The sequence below is a fragment of the Candidatus Palauibacter soopunensis genome (genome assembly GCF_947581735.1).
GTDB lineage: Bacteria > Gemmatimonadota > Gemmatimonadetes > Palauibacterales > Palauibacteraceae > Palauibacter > Palauibacter soopunensis.
The window spans coordinates 24,585-42,513 of the sequence record NZ_CANPVT010000026.1; the positions used below are offsets into that span (position 1 = coordinate 24,585).

Sequence of the window (17,929 nt, forward strand, 5' to 3'; positions counted from 1 at the left end):
GCCGGACGACCCCCGCCGACGGAGCCCGATGCGAGACCCCGCGCCGCAGCAGATCTTCGATCCGCCCGAGCGCTTCAACATCGCCGATTACTTCCTGGGCGACCGCATCCGGGAGGGGCGGGGCGGCCGCCGCGCGCTCCTCACCGACGACGGCGAGACGACCTATGCCGAGGTCGACGCGCTCGCGAACCGCTACGGCCACCTCCTGCGCCGCGCCGGCGTGCGACCGGAGGAGCGGGTCCTCATCGCGCTCCCGGACGGACCGGACTTCGTCGGCGCGCTCTTCGGCACGCTGCGGATCGGCGCCGTGGGCGTCATGCTGAACCCGTATCTTCGGCGCGACGAGATCTCGTACTTCTTTCGTTACACGCGCGGCGCCATCCTTCTCGTGGACTCCGGGCGCGCGGACGCCTTCCGCGAAGCCGGGTCCGCGACGGATGACGGAGGGGCGATCCGCTGGGGCGAAGGGATCTCCGCCCCGCGCGAAACGTTCGTTGTGGACCGGCCGCGGTTCAGGGAGCGTCTGGACGGCCAACCGGCGACGCTGGATCCGTACCCCACTCACCGGCACGATCCCGCCCTCTGGCTGTTCAGCGGCGGGACGACCGGTCGCCCGAAAGGCGTCGTGCAGACGCACGCTTCGTTCGCCAACACGACGGAGTGCTACGGCAAGCGGATACTGGGTCTGACGGAGGACGACATCACGCTTTCCGTCCCGAAACTGTTCTTCGGCTACGCCACCGGATCCAACCTCTTCTTCCCCTTCTCGGTCGGGGCGACCGCGGCCCTCTTCCCGGAGCGCTGCAGTCCGGACGTCCTGTTCGGGAAGATCGCGCGATTCCGCCCCACCGTACTCGTCAACGTGCCCACCATGATCCGGCTCATGGTGGCGCACCCGGACGCGGCCGCGAGCGATCTCTCATGCCTTCGTCTCGCGACCTCGGCGGGCGAGGCGCTGCCGCCCGAACTTCACCGGCGCTGGCGGGACGCGTGGGGCGTACCGCTCCTGGACGGGCTGGGGACGGCGGAAATGTGGCACATCTTTCTCAGCAACCGTCCGGACGAGGTGCATCCGGGCACGCTGGGGCGCGCGGTGCCGGGTTTCGAGGTGCGGGTCTGCGACGACGAGGGGCGAGAACTTCCGGACGGCGAAGTGGGTTGGCTCCGGGTCCGCGGCGGATCGCGGGCGCTGGGGTACTGGCAGCGGGCGCGGGCGACGGCGGAGGCCTTCCGGGGCGAGTGGTACGTGTCGGGCGACATGGTCGTCCGCGACGAACGGGGGGTCTTCCGCTACTGCGGGCGCGGCGACGACATGCTCAAGGTGAAGGGAAAGTGGCTGTCGCCCGGCGAGGTGGAGGACTGCCTGCTGCGGCACGAGGCCGTGGCGGAGGCGGCCGTGGTCGGCGTCCCGACCCCCGAGGGTCTCGTGGAGCCGGTCGCCTGGGTCGTCCCGACGAAACCGGCCGCCGGAAGAGCCGGCGAGCTTCCACCGGAACTCAGGGAATTCGTCGGTGCGCGGCTGTCCTCGTACAAGACGCCCGCCGCCGTTCACGTAGTGGCGGATCTGCCCAGGACACACCTCGGAAAGGTCGATCGCGCCGCACTCCGCGATCGATCCCGGAGCTGACCCCCGCGGCGTTCTAGTCGCCGTCGAGATGTGCCATGACGAGTCCGCTCCGGATCTTGGGCTCGAACCAGGTCGACTTGGGAGGCATCATCCGGCGCTGCCGGCAGACCGCGACAAACTGGTCCATCGTCACGGCGGGTAGCGTGACGGCCAGATCGGCTCGACCCCCGTCCACTTCGGCCGCGAGCCACGCCGCGTCCTTGTTGGCGCCGACGAAAGTGAGCCGCTCGTCGGCCGCATCGGGGATGCCCAGATCCGCGAAGAGCGTCCGCTGCACGATATCGTGGTCGATGGAGGCCGCGGCGTCCGCCTCGTCGTAGACGCCGGCCCGCGGCGAGGCGCGCCGCCAACCCCCGTCCGCCGTGTACACGCCGATCACATGTGTCTCTTCCGGCTGCAGGGGCCCGTCTCCGGCAAGCGCTACGTCGAACGAACGCGCCAGCGCCGACTCCACCGGCGCGACGCGGTCGCCGGGAAGCCGGGCCAGCCGATTGTAGGGGGAGATCCCCATCCGGTCGGCCGGAAAGAACACCGCGAGAAAGGACTCGTGTCCCAGCATGGCCGCGGCGGCGCTCCGGTGGTTCCCGTCGGCCACGTACGCCTCCGGCTGGTCCGCAAGAAGGCGCTGCAGACGCGTCACCGCGCCCGGCTCGGCGACGAGCCAGATGTGATGCGTCGTCCCCAGGCGCCCCTCGACCTCGAAATCGGCCGCCGTTCCGTCCGCATGACGCTCGAGCGCCGCCGCGAACGCCCCGGACTCGTCCGGGACCGCATTGTTCACGGTCCCGATGATGGCGCCCGTCGCCTCGATGAGCCGGGCGCGTCCCCTCGCCTTGGGCGGGCGAACCCCTTCGTTCCGGATGATTGGCCCGGCCGGCGTGTCTTCCGTCCGGATCTCGTCCGTGCGGGCCAATCCGCCGAGGCCGATCTGGCGCACGCCGGGGCGCCGCGGATCCACGATCTCATAGATGTACAGGGTCCTCTTCACCTCGTGCGTAAGCGGGGAGGCGCGCAGGCGCTCGAAGTTGCGGCGCGCCCGCGCGAGCGACTCCTCCGAGTCTCCCCTCAGGATCCGGTCCGGGCTCGTCACGGCGCAGTGCGCCATGGTGACGTTCAGCACCGAATCAGGTGCGTCCCGGATGGCTTCCCAGATCTCGTGGTCCCCCTGAAACTCATCGTAGTTGAGCGCGGAGACGCGGCGCGCGGCCGCGGAATCGACGGGCACGAGCGCGCGGCGGATGGGGCGTATCGTGAGCATTTCGCAACGAACCGGGTTCGAGTATCGAGTCGGGCGCGGTTGACCTCGCCAAGACCCTGTCAACCGGAGACATCCCGCGCAACGCCCCCTGGTGAAGGGAGCCTCCCGGCGCCTGATGCGCGGACGGCGGGTTGCCCGCGCGAGGCCGGAGCGTTTCTTATTCAGAGGAGTGTCGCGTCCCCCCGGCCGGCTCGGCCGTGCCCGGGGGGTGTGGCATGCCGGTCGAAACGAGTGCTGGAGGCTTCATGAGATCTCTGCGGGTCCGGAACATCGCGAGCGCGGCCACGGGCGCCATCCTCGCCGGCGGCATGGCGGCGTGCGAACTGGACAACAACCCGTACGGCCCCGCCTACCGGACCGTCCATCACACCATCGTCGGCGCCTACCGACCGCTCGAACTTCTCCAGCGCCAGGTGCCGGACCTCCCCGACGACTTCCAGCCTCTCCCCCCGGGTTCCGATGTCCGTCTGGTCTTCGGGTCGATCCAGAACCTGAGTTCACGGATCACGTTGACCGGACTTGGGCCGGGCGGTACGACCCTGGAAACCCGGTTCTACGGTTCGTGGGAGTACGACGTCGCCGCGCGGCGGATCACGATGAAGATCGACCCCAGCGCGACGACCGACGGTTTCGAGACCGTGCTCCAGGTGACGCTGCTCGACCGCTGGGTCCGCATACAGGGCGTCGCGGAGATCGGCGGCCGTCTCGTGCCTCTGGACCTGGGCAAGTCGCTCGTCGACGCTGTCGAGGGCGGAGGCGGAGGCGGGCCGGCGAACCGGGTCTCGGCGCGGTAAGGCGCACGGCGTCCGCCCGGTGGCGAAGAAGGCCAAGGCGCGGCCCCAATCCGCGCGCGGCATCGAACTGACGGCATTCCGGGTCGCCGACACCGCCCTCGAGATCGTGACGGGCGACCAGCGCCGCGAGTGGATGGACGAAACGCCGGACCGCTTTGCCTACCGCTGCCTCCCGCTCCTCATCGCGAACCAGGCCGGTTGGGATCTGCTCTGCCCCACGAAGTTCTGGCTTCGGTGGGACGGCGGGGCCGAGTTGGAGTCCATCCGTTTTCGCTGGGAGGACGAGCCCCACCCCGCCATCGCGAGCCATTTCGGGAGCGGAGTCGTGACGTTCACGCCCGGCTATCTGTTCCGTACCACGAAGGGCCACAACCTCTGGGCGCGAGGCTGCCCCAACCTCCCGAAGGACGGCATCGTCCCGCTCGACGGGATCATCGAGACCGACTGGGCCCCGTTCTCGTTCACAATGAACTGGAAGGTCACGCGGCCCAAGCACTGGATCCGCTTCGACGAGGGAGAGCCGATCTGCCGGATCATGCCCATGCCGCGACACTATCTCGAGAACGCGCGCCCCCGCACGCGCGAGCTCTGGGACGACAAGCTCATCGCGAAACAGTACACGGCATGGCACGAGTCCCGAGCCCAGTTCATTGACGACCTCCACGCCCACGACGAGGAGGCCGTTCAAGAGGGCTGGCAGCGGACCTACATTCGCGGCCAGAACATGCGCGGCATGCGGATGCAGGACCACCAGACGAAACTCCGGCTTCGCGATTTCATGTCCATGGGGAAATAGACGCGTCCCGTCCGGCGCATGGACAACCGCAAATTTCCCGTGTATTCTGGGCTCCGGAAAACGCGAACCGGATCAGGTTCACCGGCATTGTGGCCAGGAGCACGGCATGCGCAGAAGCGGCACAGTCAAGTGGTTCAACGATCAGAAGGGCTTCGGGTTCATCGCGCTCGATGATGGGTCCGCGGAGGTCTTCGTTCACCACACGGCGATCCAGGCGGATGGTTTTCGGAGCCTGGCGGAAGGTGAGAAGGTCGAACTCGATGTCGTCGACGGACCGAAGGGCCCCAAAGCCGAGAACGTGGTCAAACAGGCCTATTGATCCGACGGTATCATCACGGGTTACGTAGAGAGGTACATGGAAGGAAGGGCGTCCCGAGACTGGGCGCCCCCGTTTTTTCGCAGTCTCGCGCGACCCCTCTCGCACCGTCACATCTAGCAATCCCGCGCTCGTTTAATCAACTTGAAGGCGTAACGGCCGCCTAACCTCCAGCGCCGGGAGGGAAGCATGGAGATCGACCGAAGAAAGTTCCTCGCATCGGTTGGTGCCGGTGCCCTCGCGGTGATGACGCCCGAGGACAAGGCGGAGGCCCTGGAGCACTACATGTGCGATCTCCTCGACGGCGAGGATCCGGGTCACGCTCACGACCATCATCACCACCACGGTCCCGTCCCGCGGACCGAAGACCTCGACCCGCGGCTTCTCGACGAGAACGAGTTGCTCGCGGAGGCTGCGGAGGCCGAAGCGGAGTTCGCGGACGAAGACCACGACGACGATCACGACGACCACGCCGCCGCGCAGGAACTCAACGCCCCGCGCGGCACCGGCAACCTGTTCAGGCCCAGCGACGAGATTCTCGAACCCCTGCCGGCGAATCCGACGCTGGAAGATTTCTTCCGGCGGAGGTTCTGGCCCGCCCGGCATGTCCTGCAGAGCGCGACTCACGCGTTGAATGACGGGCAGCCCGAGGAAAACGTCCTCGCCGGCCTGCTCCACGACACCGTGCAGAACCTGATCAAGGTGGATCACGGCTGGTGGGGCGCGCAGTTGTACGAACCATACGTGCCCGAGTACGTGAGTTGGGGCATCCGGTATCACGGCGCGCTGCGCTTCTATCCGGACGAGGAGTACGGGTACGAGTACCCGGAGCTGTACAACCGGATCTTCGGCGAGGACTACATCCCGCCGGACTACATCAAGCAGGCTGCGGAATACGCGAAGGGCCATCCGCTGTACGTTTCGGCCCGCATGATCTGCGTCAACGACACGTATGCCTTCCAGGAGGGCATGGAGGTTTCGCTGGATCCGTTCATCGACATCGTCGGGCGCCACTTCAAGCAGCCAAAGGAGGGTCTCGGGTACGACAACAGTCCGGTTGCACACATGTGGAGGTCCCTCGAGATGCCCTGGGCTCCGCTCTAGAGCATCTCCGGATGTCCCGCGGGCCCCTCGGCTCGGGCCCTCGGGAACGGGAAGTTCCGAGCCGACCTGTTTGAACCGACCAACTTCGGGAGTTGAGTACAACCAACCTCAGGAGATGAGTATGCTGAAACGAGCATTGCTGGCCCTCGCCTTTCTGGCGGCGCCGGCGGCGGCGTATGCCCAGGGGACCATCGAGGGCAGGGTGACCAATCCGGCCGGCGCCGGCCTCAGCGGCGCGAGGGTCGCGATCCCCGCGCTCGACATATCGGTGGGCTCGGGCGCCGGCGGCGCCTATTCGATTTCCGGCGTTCCGGCCGGCGACCACGCGGTCGAAGTCCGGCTCATCGGTTACGCCATTCAGACGCAGACGGTCTCGGTCGTGAGCGGCCAGACGGCGAACCAGGACTTCGCGCTGGAACTCCAGGCGATCAACCTTGGTGAGCTGGTGGTCGTCGGAAGCCGCGCGCAGCCGCGAACGGTGACCGAGTCGATGGTGCCTGTGGACGTGATCCCGGTGTCCGAGATCACCAGCCAGGCAGAGACGAACATCGACTTTCTGCTTCGCACCGTGGTCCCGTCCTACAACGTCCGCGTCGAGCCCATCAGCGACGCCGCCACGATCACGCGTCCCGCGAACCTGCGGGGGCTCGCGTCCGATCACACGATGGTGCTGATCAACGGGAAGCGGCGGCACCGCGGGTCGATCATCACGTGGCTCGGGGCCGGTCTCTCGGATGGGGCCCAGGGCGTGGACATCGGCTCAATTCCCGGCATCGCGCTGCGGCAGGTGGAAGTCCTCCGCGACGGCGCCTCGGCGCAGTATGGTTCCGACGCCATCGCCGGCGTGATGAACTTCATCCTGAAGGACGACCGCGACGGCGGCATGATCGAGGTCAAGAGCGGCAGTTACTACGAGGGCGACGGCGACATGCTCACCGTCTCCGGCAACATCGGCGTCCCCCTGGGGGCCACCGGCTTCGCCAACCTCAGCGTGGAATACGGCAACCAGGATCCGACCGACCGGGCCATCCAGCGCGCCGACGCCATCGCACTCCTCTCGGCCGGCAACTCCGCCGTGCGGACGCCCACGGCCCAGATCTGGGGGTCGCCCGAGGTCAACGACGACCTCAAGGTGTGGCTCAACACGGGTTACACGTTCAGCGACGACGAGCAGTTCTACGCGTTCGGCAACCTCTCCACCAAGGAGGTGGACGGCGGGTTCTTCTTCCGTAATCCGAACACGCGCGGCTCTGTGTTCAGCGGTGACGGCGGGCAGTCGCTCCTCATCGGTGACGTGCTGGAGGCGAAGGGCCTCGGATCGGCGAACTGCCCCGAGGTCCTCATCACGAACCATGTCCCCGACCCGGTGGCGTTGGCGCAGGTCTTCGCCGACCCGAACTGCTTCTCGTTCCAGGAGATGTTCCCGGGCGGCTTCACACCCCAGTTCGGCGGCAACGTCACCGACTGGTCCGTCGTCAGCGGCGTCAAGGGCGGCAACGCGGACGGCTTTACCTGGGACGCGAGCGCCAGCTTCGGCAGCCACACCGCCGACTTCTTCATCTACAACACGGTGAACGCGGCGCTCGGGCCGGAGACGCCCACGCATTTCGACCCGGGGCTCTACCGGCAGGATGAGTTCAACATCAACCTCGACTTCGCGTACGACGCCAGCGAGCAGGTCCACGTCGCGGGCGGGCTCGAGCGGCGGGACGAGCGCTTCACGATCGGGCAGGGACAGGACGAGTCGTGGAAGATCGGGCCCTACGCCGCGCAGGGCTTCAGTTCGTCGTCCAACGGCTTCCCGGGCTTCAGCCCGATCGCCGCGGGAAACTGGGACCGCCAGAACGTGGCGATCTACGGAGACATTCACCTGGGCGGCAGCGAAGACCCGTGGACGCTCGGCGCCGCGTTGCGCTGGGAGGACTTCTCCGACTTCGGAAGCCAGGTGACGGGGAAGGTCTCGGGCCGCCTCGAGGTCAGCGACCGGCTCGCCCTGCGCGCCGGCGGGAGCACCGGCTTCCGCGCCCCGACGCCGGGGCAGCAGAACGCCTTCAACGTGTCGACCGTGTTCGACGCGACGATCGGCGACCTCGTCAACCGCGGCACGATCCCCTCGACGTCGGCCGTGGCGGCCCTTGAGGGCGGGCGGCAGCTGACGCCCGAGAAGGCGTTCAGCCTCACTGCCGGAGCCGTGTTCGACGCGGATGCGTTCAAGTTGACGGTGGATTACTACCGGATCGCGATCTCGGACCGCTTCGCGCAGACGCAGACGTTCAAGCTCGCGCCCGAAGACGTCACGCGCCTTCTGTCGGAGGGAGTCACCAGCGCCGCGAACCTCGCCGAGTTCCGGTTCTTCACCAATGACTTCAGCACGAGGACGCAGGGGCTCGATGTCGTGGCGAACTACACGCCCCCGGGGATGGGTGGCGCGACGAGCTTCAGCGCGCTCTTCAACTACAACGGCACGTCCGTCACCGATTTCAACCCTGACGTCATCGACACGGACCGGGTGGATCAGCTCGAGCAGTCCGTCCCCTCGTGGCGGGGTTCGCTCAACGTGCTGCACACGCTGGGCGGGGTGCGCGCTCTCGTCCGCGGTACCTGGTACGATTCGTGGGTGGACGTCGGCGGCGTGGTGATCGGCGGCGTGGAGGGCACGGCCTTCCCCGGCCGGTTCCTCGTCGACTTCGAGTTGTCGACCGACCTCACGGACGATGCAACAATCACGATCGGCGCGAACAACCTGTTCGACACGTATCCGGCCACGCAGGCTCCGGACACGGCCGACGACGTGGGTCTGCTCTATCCGGAGAGCTCGCCGTTCGGTTTCAACGGCGGCTACTACTACGTGCGCGTGAACTACCGGTGGTCGTGGTTGACCGGGTGAGTTTCGAAGCGTAGTCGGTGGGATCCGGGGTCGCCGGTAGTCGAGGCCGACCCCGGAGGGTAGGATCGACCCCGGCGGGAGGCGAAGGTCGCTCCCCGCCGGGGTCGTGTTTTTGTACGAACATCGTGACGCCGCATCGCGCGGCGCGGGAAAGGGGATCCGTGGAGAACCTCCGCAAGTTCTACATCGACGGCGCGTGGGTTGGACCGTCGGTCGATGAGACGCTGGATGTGGTCAACCCGGCCACCGAGGAAGTGATCGGAGCCATCGCGATGGGTGGGCAGGCTGATGCGGACGCCGCGGTGGCGGCCGCGAAGGCCGCGTTCGACCCCTTCTCGCAGACGAGCCGGGAGGAACGGGTCGCGCTGCTGGAACGCATCTGCGAGGGCTACGGGGCCCGTTCGGCGGAGTTGGCCGCGACCGTCAGCTCAGAGATGGGCGCGCCGATGGCGCTGGCCGCGCAGGCACAGGTTCCGTCCGGCATGGCCCACTTCCGAACCATGCTGAAGATCCTCGCGGACTTCGAGTTCGAGACCGACCTCGGAACGTCTCTCCTCGTAAGGGAGCCGGTGGGCGTGTGCGCCTTCATCACGCCGTGGAACTGGCCGCTGAACCAGATCGCCTGCAAGGTGGCGCCGGCGCTGGCGGCGGGGTGCACGATGGTGCTCAAGCCGTCGGAAGTCGCGCCGCTCAACGCGCTGATCTTCGCGGACATCCTGCATGAGGCCGGTGTGCCGCCGGGGGTCTTCAACCTCGTGAACGGAGCCGGTCCGGTGGTCGGCGCAGCGCTATCGTCGCACCCCGATGTCGACATGGTCTCGTTCACGGGCTCCACCCGGGCCGGGGTGGAGGTGGCACGGAACGCGGCGTCGACGGTGAAGCGCGTGGCCCAGGAACTGGGCGGCAAGTCGGCCAACATCATCCTGGACGACGCCGATTTCGGGCGAGCGGTGTCCCGGGGCGTCTTCGCCGTCTGCAACAACACGGGACAGTCCTGCAACGCGCCGACGCGCATGCTCGTGCCGCATTCGCGGATGGACGAGGCCGCGGACATCGCGGCCGCGGCGGCCGGGAAGGTGGTGGTCGGCGATCCGGGCACCGAGGGGACGACGATCGGCCCGGCGGTGTCCGACGTGCAGTTCGACAAGATCCAGCGGCTGATCGAGCGGGGAATCGAGGAGGGTGCCCGCCTCGCGACCGGAGGGCCCGGGCGACCGGAGGGACTGGAGCGGGGATACTACGTCCGGCCGACGGTCTTCTCGCACGTGAACAACGAGATGGTCGTCGCGCGCGAAGAGATCTTCGGTCCGGTCCTCGTGCTCATCGGATACGAGGACGACGATGACGCGGTTCGCATCGCGAACGACACGCTCTACGGCCTCGCCGGCTACGTGTCGGCGGGCGACCGCGAACGTGGGCGGTCCGTCGCGCGCCGGATCCGGTCGGGCCAGGTCAACCTGAACGGCGCGCGCCCGGACTTCAGGATGCCGTTCGGCGGCTACAAGCAATCCGGCAACGGGCGCGAGTGGGGCCGCCACGGACTCGAGGAGTTCCTCGAAGTGAAGGCGATCCTCGGCTACCACGAGGGGGCCAAGTGAGCACAGCGATGCCTTCGGCGTCAGCCGCGACGAACCGGGCGGCCGCCGATGCGCCGGATCCGGTCGAACGGATTCCACACCTGGTCGGCGGTGAACCGCGAGCCGGATCGTCCGGCCGGACCTCGCCCGTTTTCAATCCCGCGACCGGCCGGCAGACGGGCGAGCTGCCGATGGCGAACGCCGATGAAGTCGATGAGGCCGTGGCGGCGGCGCTCGCGGCGTTCGACGAGTGGCGCTGCGTCAGCGTCGCGCGGCGCACGAAGCTCATGTTTGCCTACCGCAACCTGGTTGTGGAAAATGCCGAAGAGATCGCGAAACGGCTCACCGCCGAGCACGGAAAGGTGCTGGCCGACGCGATCGGCGAGGTCGCGCGCGGCGTGGAGAACATCGAGTACGCCTGCGGCCTCTCCGAACACTTGAAGGGGACGTACAACGAGCAGGCATCCTCGGGCGTCGACGTCTATTCCGTCCGGCGGCCGCTCGGGGTCGTGGCGGGGATCACGCCGTTCAACTTCCCGGCCATGGTGCCGCTCTGGATGTTCCCGAACGCGGTCGCGTGCGGGAACACGTTCGTGCTGAAACCGTCACCGCGCGATCCCAGCGCCGCCAGCTTCATCGCGGAACTCTTCCACGAGGCCGGCTTCCCGGGGGGCGTTCTGAACGTCGTGCACGGAGACCACGTGGCCGTGAACCGCCTGCTCGAGCACCCTGAGGTGCAGGCCGTCAGCTTCGTGGGATCGACGCCGGTCGCCCGGCACGTGTACGAGACGGCCACCGCGCACGGAAAGCGTGTGCAGGCGCTCGGCGGCGCCAAGAACCACATGGTCGTGCTGCCCGACGCGGACATCGATCTCGCCGCGGACTCCGCCGTCTCCGCCGCGTACGGATCGGCTGGCGAGCGGTGCATGGCGATCTCCGTCGCGGTCGCGGTCGGCGACAGCGCCGATCCGCTCGTCGACGCCATCCGCGCCCGCATGGAGAAACTGCGCATCGGCCCCGGCGACGATCCCGCCTCCGAGATGGGCCCGCTCATCACGGCCGAGCACCGCGACCGCGTCGCGGATTACGTGCGCCAGGGCGCCGAAGCCGGGGCGCGCGTCGTCGTCGATGGTCGAAAGGCGCACTTCGAGGGCGACGGTTTCTTCCTCGGCGTCACGCTGCTCGACGAGGTGACGCCCGACATGACCGTCTATCGAGACGAGATCTTCGGTCCGGTCCTCTGCGTCGTGCGCGTGGGGACGTACCACGAAGCCGTCGACCTGTTGCGGCACAATCCCTGGGGGAACGGGGCCGCGATCTTCACGCGCGACGGCGGCGCCGCGCGGCAGTTCCAGGAGGATGCGGACGCGGGCATGGTCGGCCTCAACGTCCCGATTCCGGTTCCGGTCGGATATCACTCCTTCGGCGGCTGGAAGGAGTCGGCGTTCGGGGCGCACGCGATCTACGGCCCGGAGGGCGTGCACTTCTACACGAAACCGAAGGTGATGACGACGCGCTGGCCCGACCCCGCCGGCAGCCGCGTCGACCTGGGATTCCCGACGAACCGCTGAATCAGCCTCCCCCGTCCGCGCCGCCGGTGGTCGAGCTCGGCGTCTCGAGGTTGCCGCTGTCGTCCACCGCGCGGCTCAGGATCGAGACCTCGTCTCCGGCAGCGGCGGGGTCGTACTCGTAGCTCCAGTCCGTCCGGCCGCGGGCCGGGTGCCAGGTCGCTCCCCCGTCGAGCGAGACTTCGACGGCCGCGACAACGCCACCGCCGGTGTCCGACGCCGTCCCGGTGACGGTCACCATACCGCTCTCCTCGTTTGGCGCCGACGGCGGCCCGAACGAGGATGTGGGTGGCGTGCGATCCGTCGAAGCCGTCGCGGCCACCAGGTCCGGCTGCATCGTGGCGGGCTGCACGCCCATGTCCGCGAACAGGTTCATCGTCGCCTGCTGCAGGACGAGGTCGGGGCCATGCGGGTCGACGCCCACGCGGGTGTCGGCGCCGTTCTGACGCTCGGGGGGGACGCCCGTCTCCGTATCGTGGTGCGCGTCGAGCCCCCACGACCACTGCAGCGTCCCGGAGCCGAACACGAGCGCCCCGCCCTCGTGCCGGTACAGCACCGCGTGATGCGTGGCCGTGCCCGTCTCGCAGCCGCGCCCCGGGTGCACGCAGTAGAGGGTGTTGTCGATCTCCGTCGCGGCCACCTGGAACAGTCCGGGCGGCCGGAACCCGTTGTCGATGTCCGAGTCCCATTCATGGCCGAGGATTCCCTTGATGGAGACGTACCGCTCACCGGGCCGCAGGCGCGCGACCTCCGTATTGCGCCAGAAGCGCAGGTCGGCGAACTCGGCATCGACGATGATGGGGTCGTTCCGCCACGCGTTCACGGTGAACAGCGTCCCCGTGAGGGCGTTCTCCGGCCACGGCCCTTCGGCGTTGATCGATCGGTGGTCGCGGAACTCGCCGGTCCATTCGACAGGGTCCAGACGCCGGTGGTCCTGTGAGTCCTTGTACGTCACGAGTGTCCGGTAGGGCTCACCCGAGCCGTCGATGCTCGCCTCCCAGCGCACCTTCCAGTACACCTCGTTCGAACTGAAGAAGGCGAGGTTCAGGCCGGCGGCCCGGGCGGCCTCCACGTTCCGCCGCTGCCGTCCTGTCCAGTACTCATCGTGTCCGACCGAGAGGAAGACCTTGTGCTCGAGCAGTTCCTCGCCGCGGCGATCCGTGTCGATGCCCGAGAAATAGCTGACATCGTACCCGTTGCGCTCCAGCCAGCGGACCATCGGATACTCGGAGTTGAAGACCTTGTTCACGGCCCGGTAGTGGCGCGTCTCGAAGGGCCGGTTGTAGCTGACCTTGGGCGCCCGCGGCTCTCCGCCGTGGAGGCGGAGGCGCTCCGGGTTCAGCCGGCCGTACACGCTGTGCCCGCCGTAGCGGTTGTACGCCTGCCACGTGAGGTCCGACGTCTGGAAGAGCATGTCGGACTCCCCGTCGTCGTCCCGCACGACGAAGTAGATGTGGCTGGCGCGCGGCTCGCGCAGGCCGTTCCGCATCACGGCCCGGAAGCCGGGCGCCTCCCAAAGCGAGTCCTCACCGGTCGGCGGGAGCGGCGTCGCCCGGAACTGGTCGTTCTTCACCCAGCCCTCGATCGGGTCCTCGCGCACGAGCCGTGCGAAGTAGATGCCCGAGGTCGCATCCTCCGGCGCCTGCCAGGAGGCCGACACCGCCCAGTTGCCGCAGTCGACGAGCGGCGCGGGCCACGTCTCCATCCCGCCGCCCTCGGCCAGCACCGGGATCGGGCCCCGCAGACATTCGGGCTGGATCTGGGGCAGCGTCGCGGCGGGCTCGAAGGAATCCACCCGGCGCGCGCCCATGCCGCCGTAGTAGCCCATGCGGTAGATGTCGATCCGGTAGTCGTCCGAGTCCGTGTCGATCTTGAACTCGATCGTCTCGCCCTGGGCGATCGCGATGTCGGTGCCGAAGCCCTGGATGCTGGGGTCGCCGTAGCTGTTGATGTCCCACTCGGTCGGCGGGTGCCCCTCGAGACAGTTCTCGGCCACGATCTCGTTGGCGGGGTTCGCGCACGGATCCCCCGCGGACACCTGCAGGCTGCAGCCGGAGCCCGCGGCGACCACAACCAGGAAAAGGGAGGAGGCGGGGAACGGACGGAAGCGCGTTGGGGACGCGATCATGGCGACATCTCCGAGCCAGAGCAGGGCGTCGGCCGACCCCCGGCCGCCGCGTCTCCGCAACATGCCCCCGCCGTCAGGAGTCTACAACGTCGGCGGGGGCTCGCGTCGGCTCACATCGGCTCGGCTCAGCCGCCCTCGCCCGGAGTCTCCAGGTTGCCGCTGTCGTCCACGGCGCGGCTGAGGATCGAAACCTCGCCGCCCGACGCATCCGGATCCCACGCGTAGCTCCAGTTCGTGCGGCCACGGGCCGGGCGCCACGTCATCCCGCCGTCCAGCGACACCTCGACGGCAGCGACCACGCCGCCCCCGGCGTCCGAAGCCGTCCCGCTGACCGTCATCAGGCCGCTCTCCGCATCGGGCCCGGAGGGAGCCTCGAAGGAGGACGTCGGCGGGACGTCATCCGTCGAAGCCGTGGCCGGCACCAGGTCCGCCTGGATCGTGGCGGGCTGCACGCCCATGTCCGCGAACACGTTGAGCGTCGCCTGCTGCAACACCAGATCCGGGCCGTTCGGGTCCACTCCGACCCGCGTGTCCATGCCGTTCTGGCGCTCGGGCGGGACGCCGGTCTCGGTGTCGTGGTGGGCGTCGAGGCCCCACGGCCACTGCAGCGTCCCCGTGTCGAAGACGAGCGCACCGTTCTCGTGCCGGTACATGACCGCGTTGTGCGTGGCCGACCCCGTCTCGCAGCCCCGGCCCGGGTGGACGCAGTACTGCAGGTTGTCGATCGTCGTCGCGGAGAGCCGGAACAGCCCCGGCGGGCGGAAGCCGTTGTCGATGTCCGAGTCCCACTCGTGGCCGAGGATTCCCTTGATCGACACGTAGCGCTCACCGGGCTGGAGCCGTGCGACCTCCGTATTGCGCCAGAACCTGAGGCCGGCGAATTCGGCGTCCACCATGAGCGGGTCGTTCCGCCACGCGTTCACCGTGAACAGCGTCCCGGTGAGGGCGTTCGCCGGCCACGGGCCCTCCGGGTTGATCGAACGGTGATCGCGGAATAGACCCGTCCACTCGACCGGATCGAGCTTCCGGTGGTCCTGCGATTCCTTGTAGGTCACGAACGTGCGGTACGGCTGCTCCGATCCGTCGATGCTCGGCTCCCAGCGCACCTTCCAGAAGATGTCGTTCGAACCGAAGAAGCCGAGGTGAACGCCGGCCGCGAGCGCGGCCTCCACGTTGCGCCGCTGCTGGCCCGTCCAGTACTCGTCGTGTCCGACGGAGAGGAAGACCTTGTGCTCGAGCAGTTCCTCGCCCCTGCGATCCGTATCGACGCCGGACGTGTAACTCACGTCGTAGCCGTTGCGCTCGAGCCAGCGGACCATCGGGTACTCGGAGTTGAACACCATGTTCACGGCCCGGTAGTGCCGGTTCTCGAAGGGCCGGTTGTAGCTCACTTTCGGCGCGCGCGGGGGTCCGCCGTGGAGCCGGAGGCGCTCGGGATTCAGGCGCCCGTACACGCTGTGGCCGCCGTAGCGGTTGTACGCCTGCCAGTTGAGATCCGAGGTCTGGAAGAGCAGGTCGGATTCGCCGTCGTCATCACGGACGACGAAGTAGATGTGGCTGGCGCGCGCCTCGCGCAGCGGGTTCCGCATCACGGCGTGGAAGCCGGGAGCTTCCCAAAGCGAGTCCTCGCCCGTCGGCGGGAGCGGCGTCGGTTCGAACGCATCGTTCTTCACCCAGCCCTCGATCGGGTCCTCGCGTACGAGCCGGGCGAAGTAGATGCCCGAAGTCGCGTCGTCCGGCGCCTGCCATGAGGCCGACACCGCCCAGTTGCCGCAGTCCACGAGCGGCGCGGGCCACGTCTCGAGGCCGCCCCCCTCGGCGAGCACCGGGATCGGAGCGCGCAGGCACTCGGGCTGGATCTGGGGCAGCGTCGCGGCGGGATCGAAGGAATCCACCCGGCGCGCCCCCATGCCGCCGTAGTAGCCCATGCGGTAGATGTCGATCCGGTAGTCGTCGGAGTCGGTGTCGACCTTGAACTGGATCGTCTCGCCCCGGTTGACCGCGATGTCGGTCCCGAACCCCTGGATGCTGGGATCGCCGTAGCCGTTGATGTCCCACTCCGTGGGCGGGTGCCCCTCGAGACAGTTTTCCGCCACGATCTCGTTGGCGGGATCGGCGCACGCCTCCTCCATGGTCATTTGGGGCGGCGCGCAGGCGCCCGCGAGGAGCAGCGTCGAGGCGGGGAGGAAGAAGGAAGACGGACGGAAGCGCGGGCGTGGCTGGGTCATGGCTACATCTCCGGGCCCGGGTCAGCATGCGGACGGCCGACCCTCCGGCCGCCCCGTCCCCGCAACATGAGCCCGGAGTCCGAGGTCTACAACGCCTCGCCTCGCGCCCCACCGCTCGCGGCGCGGACGCGGGTTCTTGCCGCGGGCCGCTAGGGCAGTCGCAGGGCCTCGGAGTAGACGCGGCCGAAGCGGTCGGTGGCCTCCACCCGCACTTCCGCGATCCCCGGGTCGACGGGCGCCTGGAACATATGGTTCGTGATGCGCGGTTCGACCCACGATCGGCGCGGCGGGAGGTCGTCGCCCGTGTGCAGTTCGACGCTGAGCGGGTCCAGCCCGTTTCGCCGCGTCATAGGCCCCCGGGCCTCCCCGTCGGCGAACCACCGCACCGTCCACTCCGGGTCCCAGTCCCACACGTTCGCGACGACCGCCCCCGGCGCGTTCGGGTCGGCCCCCGGGGCGTACAGCCGCATCTGGTGCGTCGCGTCGAACCCCGTGGACTTGTAGCGCCACGAGATCTCCTCGCCCGCCGCCTCGTAGACGCAGTAGCCGTTCGGGGCGCCGTCCCAGCAGATCGGCCCGCTCCACCACGCCCCGCAGATCGCACCCGCCACGTGCTCGTGCGTGCCCGCTTCGAATACATGCTCCAGTTCGTGCGTGTGGCCCGTGAGGATGTGCGCCTGGAAGGGCTCCAGCAGCCGATAGAGCGCGTCGCGATTCATGATCGCGCCCGGCGGGTCGGGGGAGGTCAGGCCGCGTCGGACGTGGTTGCTCCCAAGCGCGGGGATGTGCGTGGCCACGATGACCGGCGCCCCCGCCTCCACGCGGCTCAGGTCCGCCGCCAGCCAGGTCAGCGCGTCGGCGTCCAGGTAACCGAGGTATCCGCTCCCGTGCCAGAACACGTCGTCGAGCACCACGTAGTGCACCGCCCCGCGATCGAAGGAGTAATAGCGCGGTCCGAAGTGGCTGGAGAAGGTGTCCGAGGAGGCCTCGTCCGTGGGGCTCTCCATGTCGAGGTCGTGGTTCCCGATCACCTGGAAGAAGGGGATCCCGATCCGGTTCACGCCGCGCTCGTACTCCGGATAGAGCTCGAGACGGTCGTACATGATGTCGCCGTCGGAGATGCCGAAGACGTGCATGTCGCCCAACTCCCGCACGGTTTGCCGGAGGTCGGGGACGGAGCGTTCGTGAAACCACCCCATCTCCTCTTCGGTCTCGGTCTGAATGTCCCCGAGGAGGAGAAGCGTGTGCCGTTCGTCCGACACGCCGAGCGGCGCGAGGTCGAACGCGACGGACATCCCGCTCCGCGTCGGGTCGATGCGCTCGTAGAAGCGCGCCGTGCCGGACGGGTTCGTGGGGATCTCGTATCCGGAGGGGACCCGCACCCAGACGAAGCCCCGGTCGGCCGAGGTCACGAGTTCGAACCGGCCGTCGGCGTCGGAATCCACGACCTGGAGTCCATCGGAGACCGCGATGCGCCCCACGCCGCGACCCCCCGCGCGGACCATCCCCTGGACGCGAATCGGGTTCGCGGTTCCGGGGAGGCGGGGAAGAGGATCGTAGGGGGCGGCGAGGAGAGAATCCGCGCGAGTCGCGAGTCCGGCTGCCGACAGGGCGCCGGTCTTGAGGAAGGTCCGCCGGTTCAACAT

At 68.5% G+C, this 17,929-nt stretch carries 12 protein-coding genes; 8 read left to right on the top strand and 4 right to left on the bottom strand.

Translation table 11 applies throughout. From position 1 onward, the window contains the following. The first annotated feature begins 28 nt into the window (after window positions 1–28). On the top strand, window positions 29–1,627 hold the full coding sequence (locus RN901_RS08065) for a benzoate-CoA ligase family protein (protein ID WP_310757759.1): 1,599 nt from the start codon (window positions 29–31) through the stop codon (window positions 1,625–1,627). Window positions 1,628–1,640: 13 nt separating this feature from the next. Here the strand turns inward: RN901_RS08065 and RN901_RS08070 are convergent, their stop codons facing one another. Continuing rightward, the gene (locus tag RN901_RS08070; RefSeq protein WP_310757760.1) at window positions 1,641–2,885 is read right to left on the bottom strand and encodes a DUF1015 family protein; all 1,245 of its coding nucleotides are present in this window, start codon (window positions 2,883–2,885) and stop codon (window positions 1,641–1,643) included. Between the two features lie 245 nt (window positions 2,886–3,130). Between RN901_RS08070 and RN901_RS08075 the strand changes: the two genes are divergently transcribed. The 7 genes from RN901_RS08075 (at window position 3,131) to RN901_RS08105 (ending at window position 11,930) form a co-directional block, all read left to right on the top strand. Further along, complete coding sequence (locus tag RN901_RS08075) at window positions 3,131–3,679, top strand: hypothetical protein (protein WP_310757761.1); 549 nt, start codon at window positions 3,131–3,133, stop codon at window positions 3,677–3,679. A 19-nt stretch (window positions 3,680–3,698) separates the two neighbouring features. Beyond that, on the top strand, window positions 3,699–4,475 hold the full coding sequence (locus RN901_RS08080; RefSeq protein WP_310757762.1) for a DUF6065 family protein: 777 nt from the start codon (window positions 3,699–3,701) through the stop codon (window positions 4,473–4,475). A gap of 106 nt (window positions 4,476–4,581) precedes the next feature. After that, a complete protein-coding gene (locus RN901_RS08085) occupies window positions 4,582–4,794 on the top strand; it encodes a cold shock domain-containing protein (protein WP_310757763.1) in 213 nt (70 codons plus the stop codon). Window positions 4,795–4,980: 186 nt separating this feature from the next. Then, window positions 4,981–5,895 carry a hypothetical protein gene (locus RN901_RS08090; RefSeq protein WP_310757764.1) on the top strand — a complete coding sequence of 305 codons (915 nt, stop codon included), beginning with the start codon at window positions 4,981–4,983 and terminating at the stop codon, window positions 5,893–5,895. Window positions 5,896–6,016: 121 nt separating this feature from the next. Continuing rightward, window positions 6,017–8,782 (top strand): TonB-dependent receptor, encoded by a 2,766-nt coding sequence (locus RN901_RS08095; protein ID WP_310757765.1) that lies wholly within the window; start codon window positions 6,017–6,019, stop codon window positions 8,780–8,782. 161 nt (window positions 8,783–8,943) lie between these two features. After that, window positions 8,944–10,380 (top strand): aldehyde dehydrogenase family protein, encoded by a 1,437-nt coding sequence (locus RN901_RS08100; protein WP_310757766.1) that lies wholly within the window; start codon window positions 8,944–8,946, stop codon window positions 10,378–10,380. Window positions 10,381–10,388: 8 nt separating this feature from the next. Further along, entirely contained in the window at window positions 10,389–11,930 is a 1,542-nt protein-coding gene (locus RN901_RS08105) for a CoA-acylating methylmalonate-semialdehyde dehydrogenase (protein WP_310757767.1), read from the top strand. Window position 11,931: 1 nt separating this feature from the next. Here the strand turns inward: RN901_RS08105 and RN901_RS08110 are convergent, their stop codons facing one another. The 3 genes from RN901_RS08110 to RN901_RS08120 form a co-directional block, all read right to left on the bottom strand. Continuing rightward, a complete protein-coding gene (locus tag RN901_RS08110; protein ID WP_310757768.1) occupies window positions 11,932–14,055 on the bottom strand; it encodes a N,N-dimethylformamidase beta subunit family domain-containing protein in 2,124 nt (707 codons plus the stop codon). 125 nt (window positions 14,056–14,180) lie between these two features. Further along, window positions 14,181–16,283: a N,N-dimethylformamidase beta subunit family domain-containing protein gene (locus RN901_RS08115; RefSeq protein ID WP_310757769.1), complete on the bottom strand. Its 2,103-nt coding sequence runs from the start codon at window positions 16,281–16,283 to the stop codon at window positions 14,181–14,183. Between the two features lie 149 nt (window positions 16,284–16,432). Next, entirely contained in the window at window positions 16,433–17,929 is a 1,497-nt protein-coding gene (locus tag RN901_RS08120) for a calcineurin-like phosphoesterase family protein (RefSeq protein WP_310757770.1), read from the bottom strand.

Coding starts and splice junctions, on each gene's coding strand:
- RN901_RS08070 (WP_310757760.1), bottom strand. CDS start 2,885: ATGCTCACGATACGCCCCATCCGCCGCGCGCTCGTGCCCGTCGATTCC.
- RN901_RS08085 (WP_310757763.1), top strand. CDS start 4,582: ATGCGCAGAAGCGGCACAGTCAAGTGGTTCAACGATCAGAAGGGCTTC.
- RN901_RS08090 (WP_310757764.1), top strand. CDS start 4,981: ATGGAGATCGACCGAAGAAAGTTCCTCGCATCGGTTGGTGCCGGTGCC.
- RN901_RS08120 (WP_310757770.1), bottom strand. CDS start 17,929: ATGTTGAACCGGCGGACCTTCCTCAAGACCGGCGCCCTGTCGGCAGCC.
- RN901_RS08105 (WP_310757767.1), top strand. CDS start 10,389: ATGCCTTCGGCGTCAGCCGCGACGAACCGGGCGGCCGCCGATGCGCCG.
- RN901_RS08065 (WP_310757759.1), top strand. CDS start 29: ATGCGAGACCCCGCGCCGCAGCAGATCTTCGATCCGCCCGAGCGCTTC.
- RN901_RS08110 (WP_310757768.1), bottom strand. CDS start 14,055: ATGATCGCGTCCCCAACGCGCTTCCGTCCGTTCCCCGCCTCCTCCCTT.
- RN901_RS08095 (WP_310757765.1), top strand. CDS start 6,017: ATGCTGAAACGAGCATTGCTGGCCCTCGCCTTTCTGGCGGCGCCGGCG.
- RN901_RS08115 (WP_310757769.1), bottom strand. CDS start 16,283: ATGACCCAGCCACGCCCGCGCTTCCGTCCGTCTTCCTTCTTCCTCCCC.
- RN901_RS08075 (WP_310757761.1), top strand. CDS start 3,131: ATGAGATCTCTGCGGGTCCGGAACATCGCGAGCGCGGCCACGGGCGCC.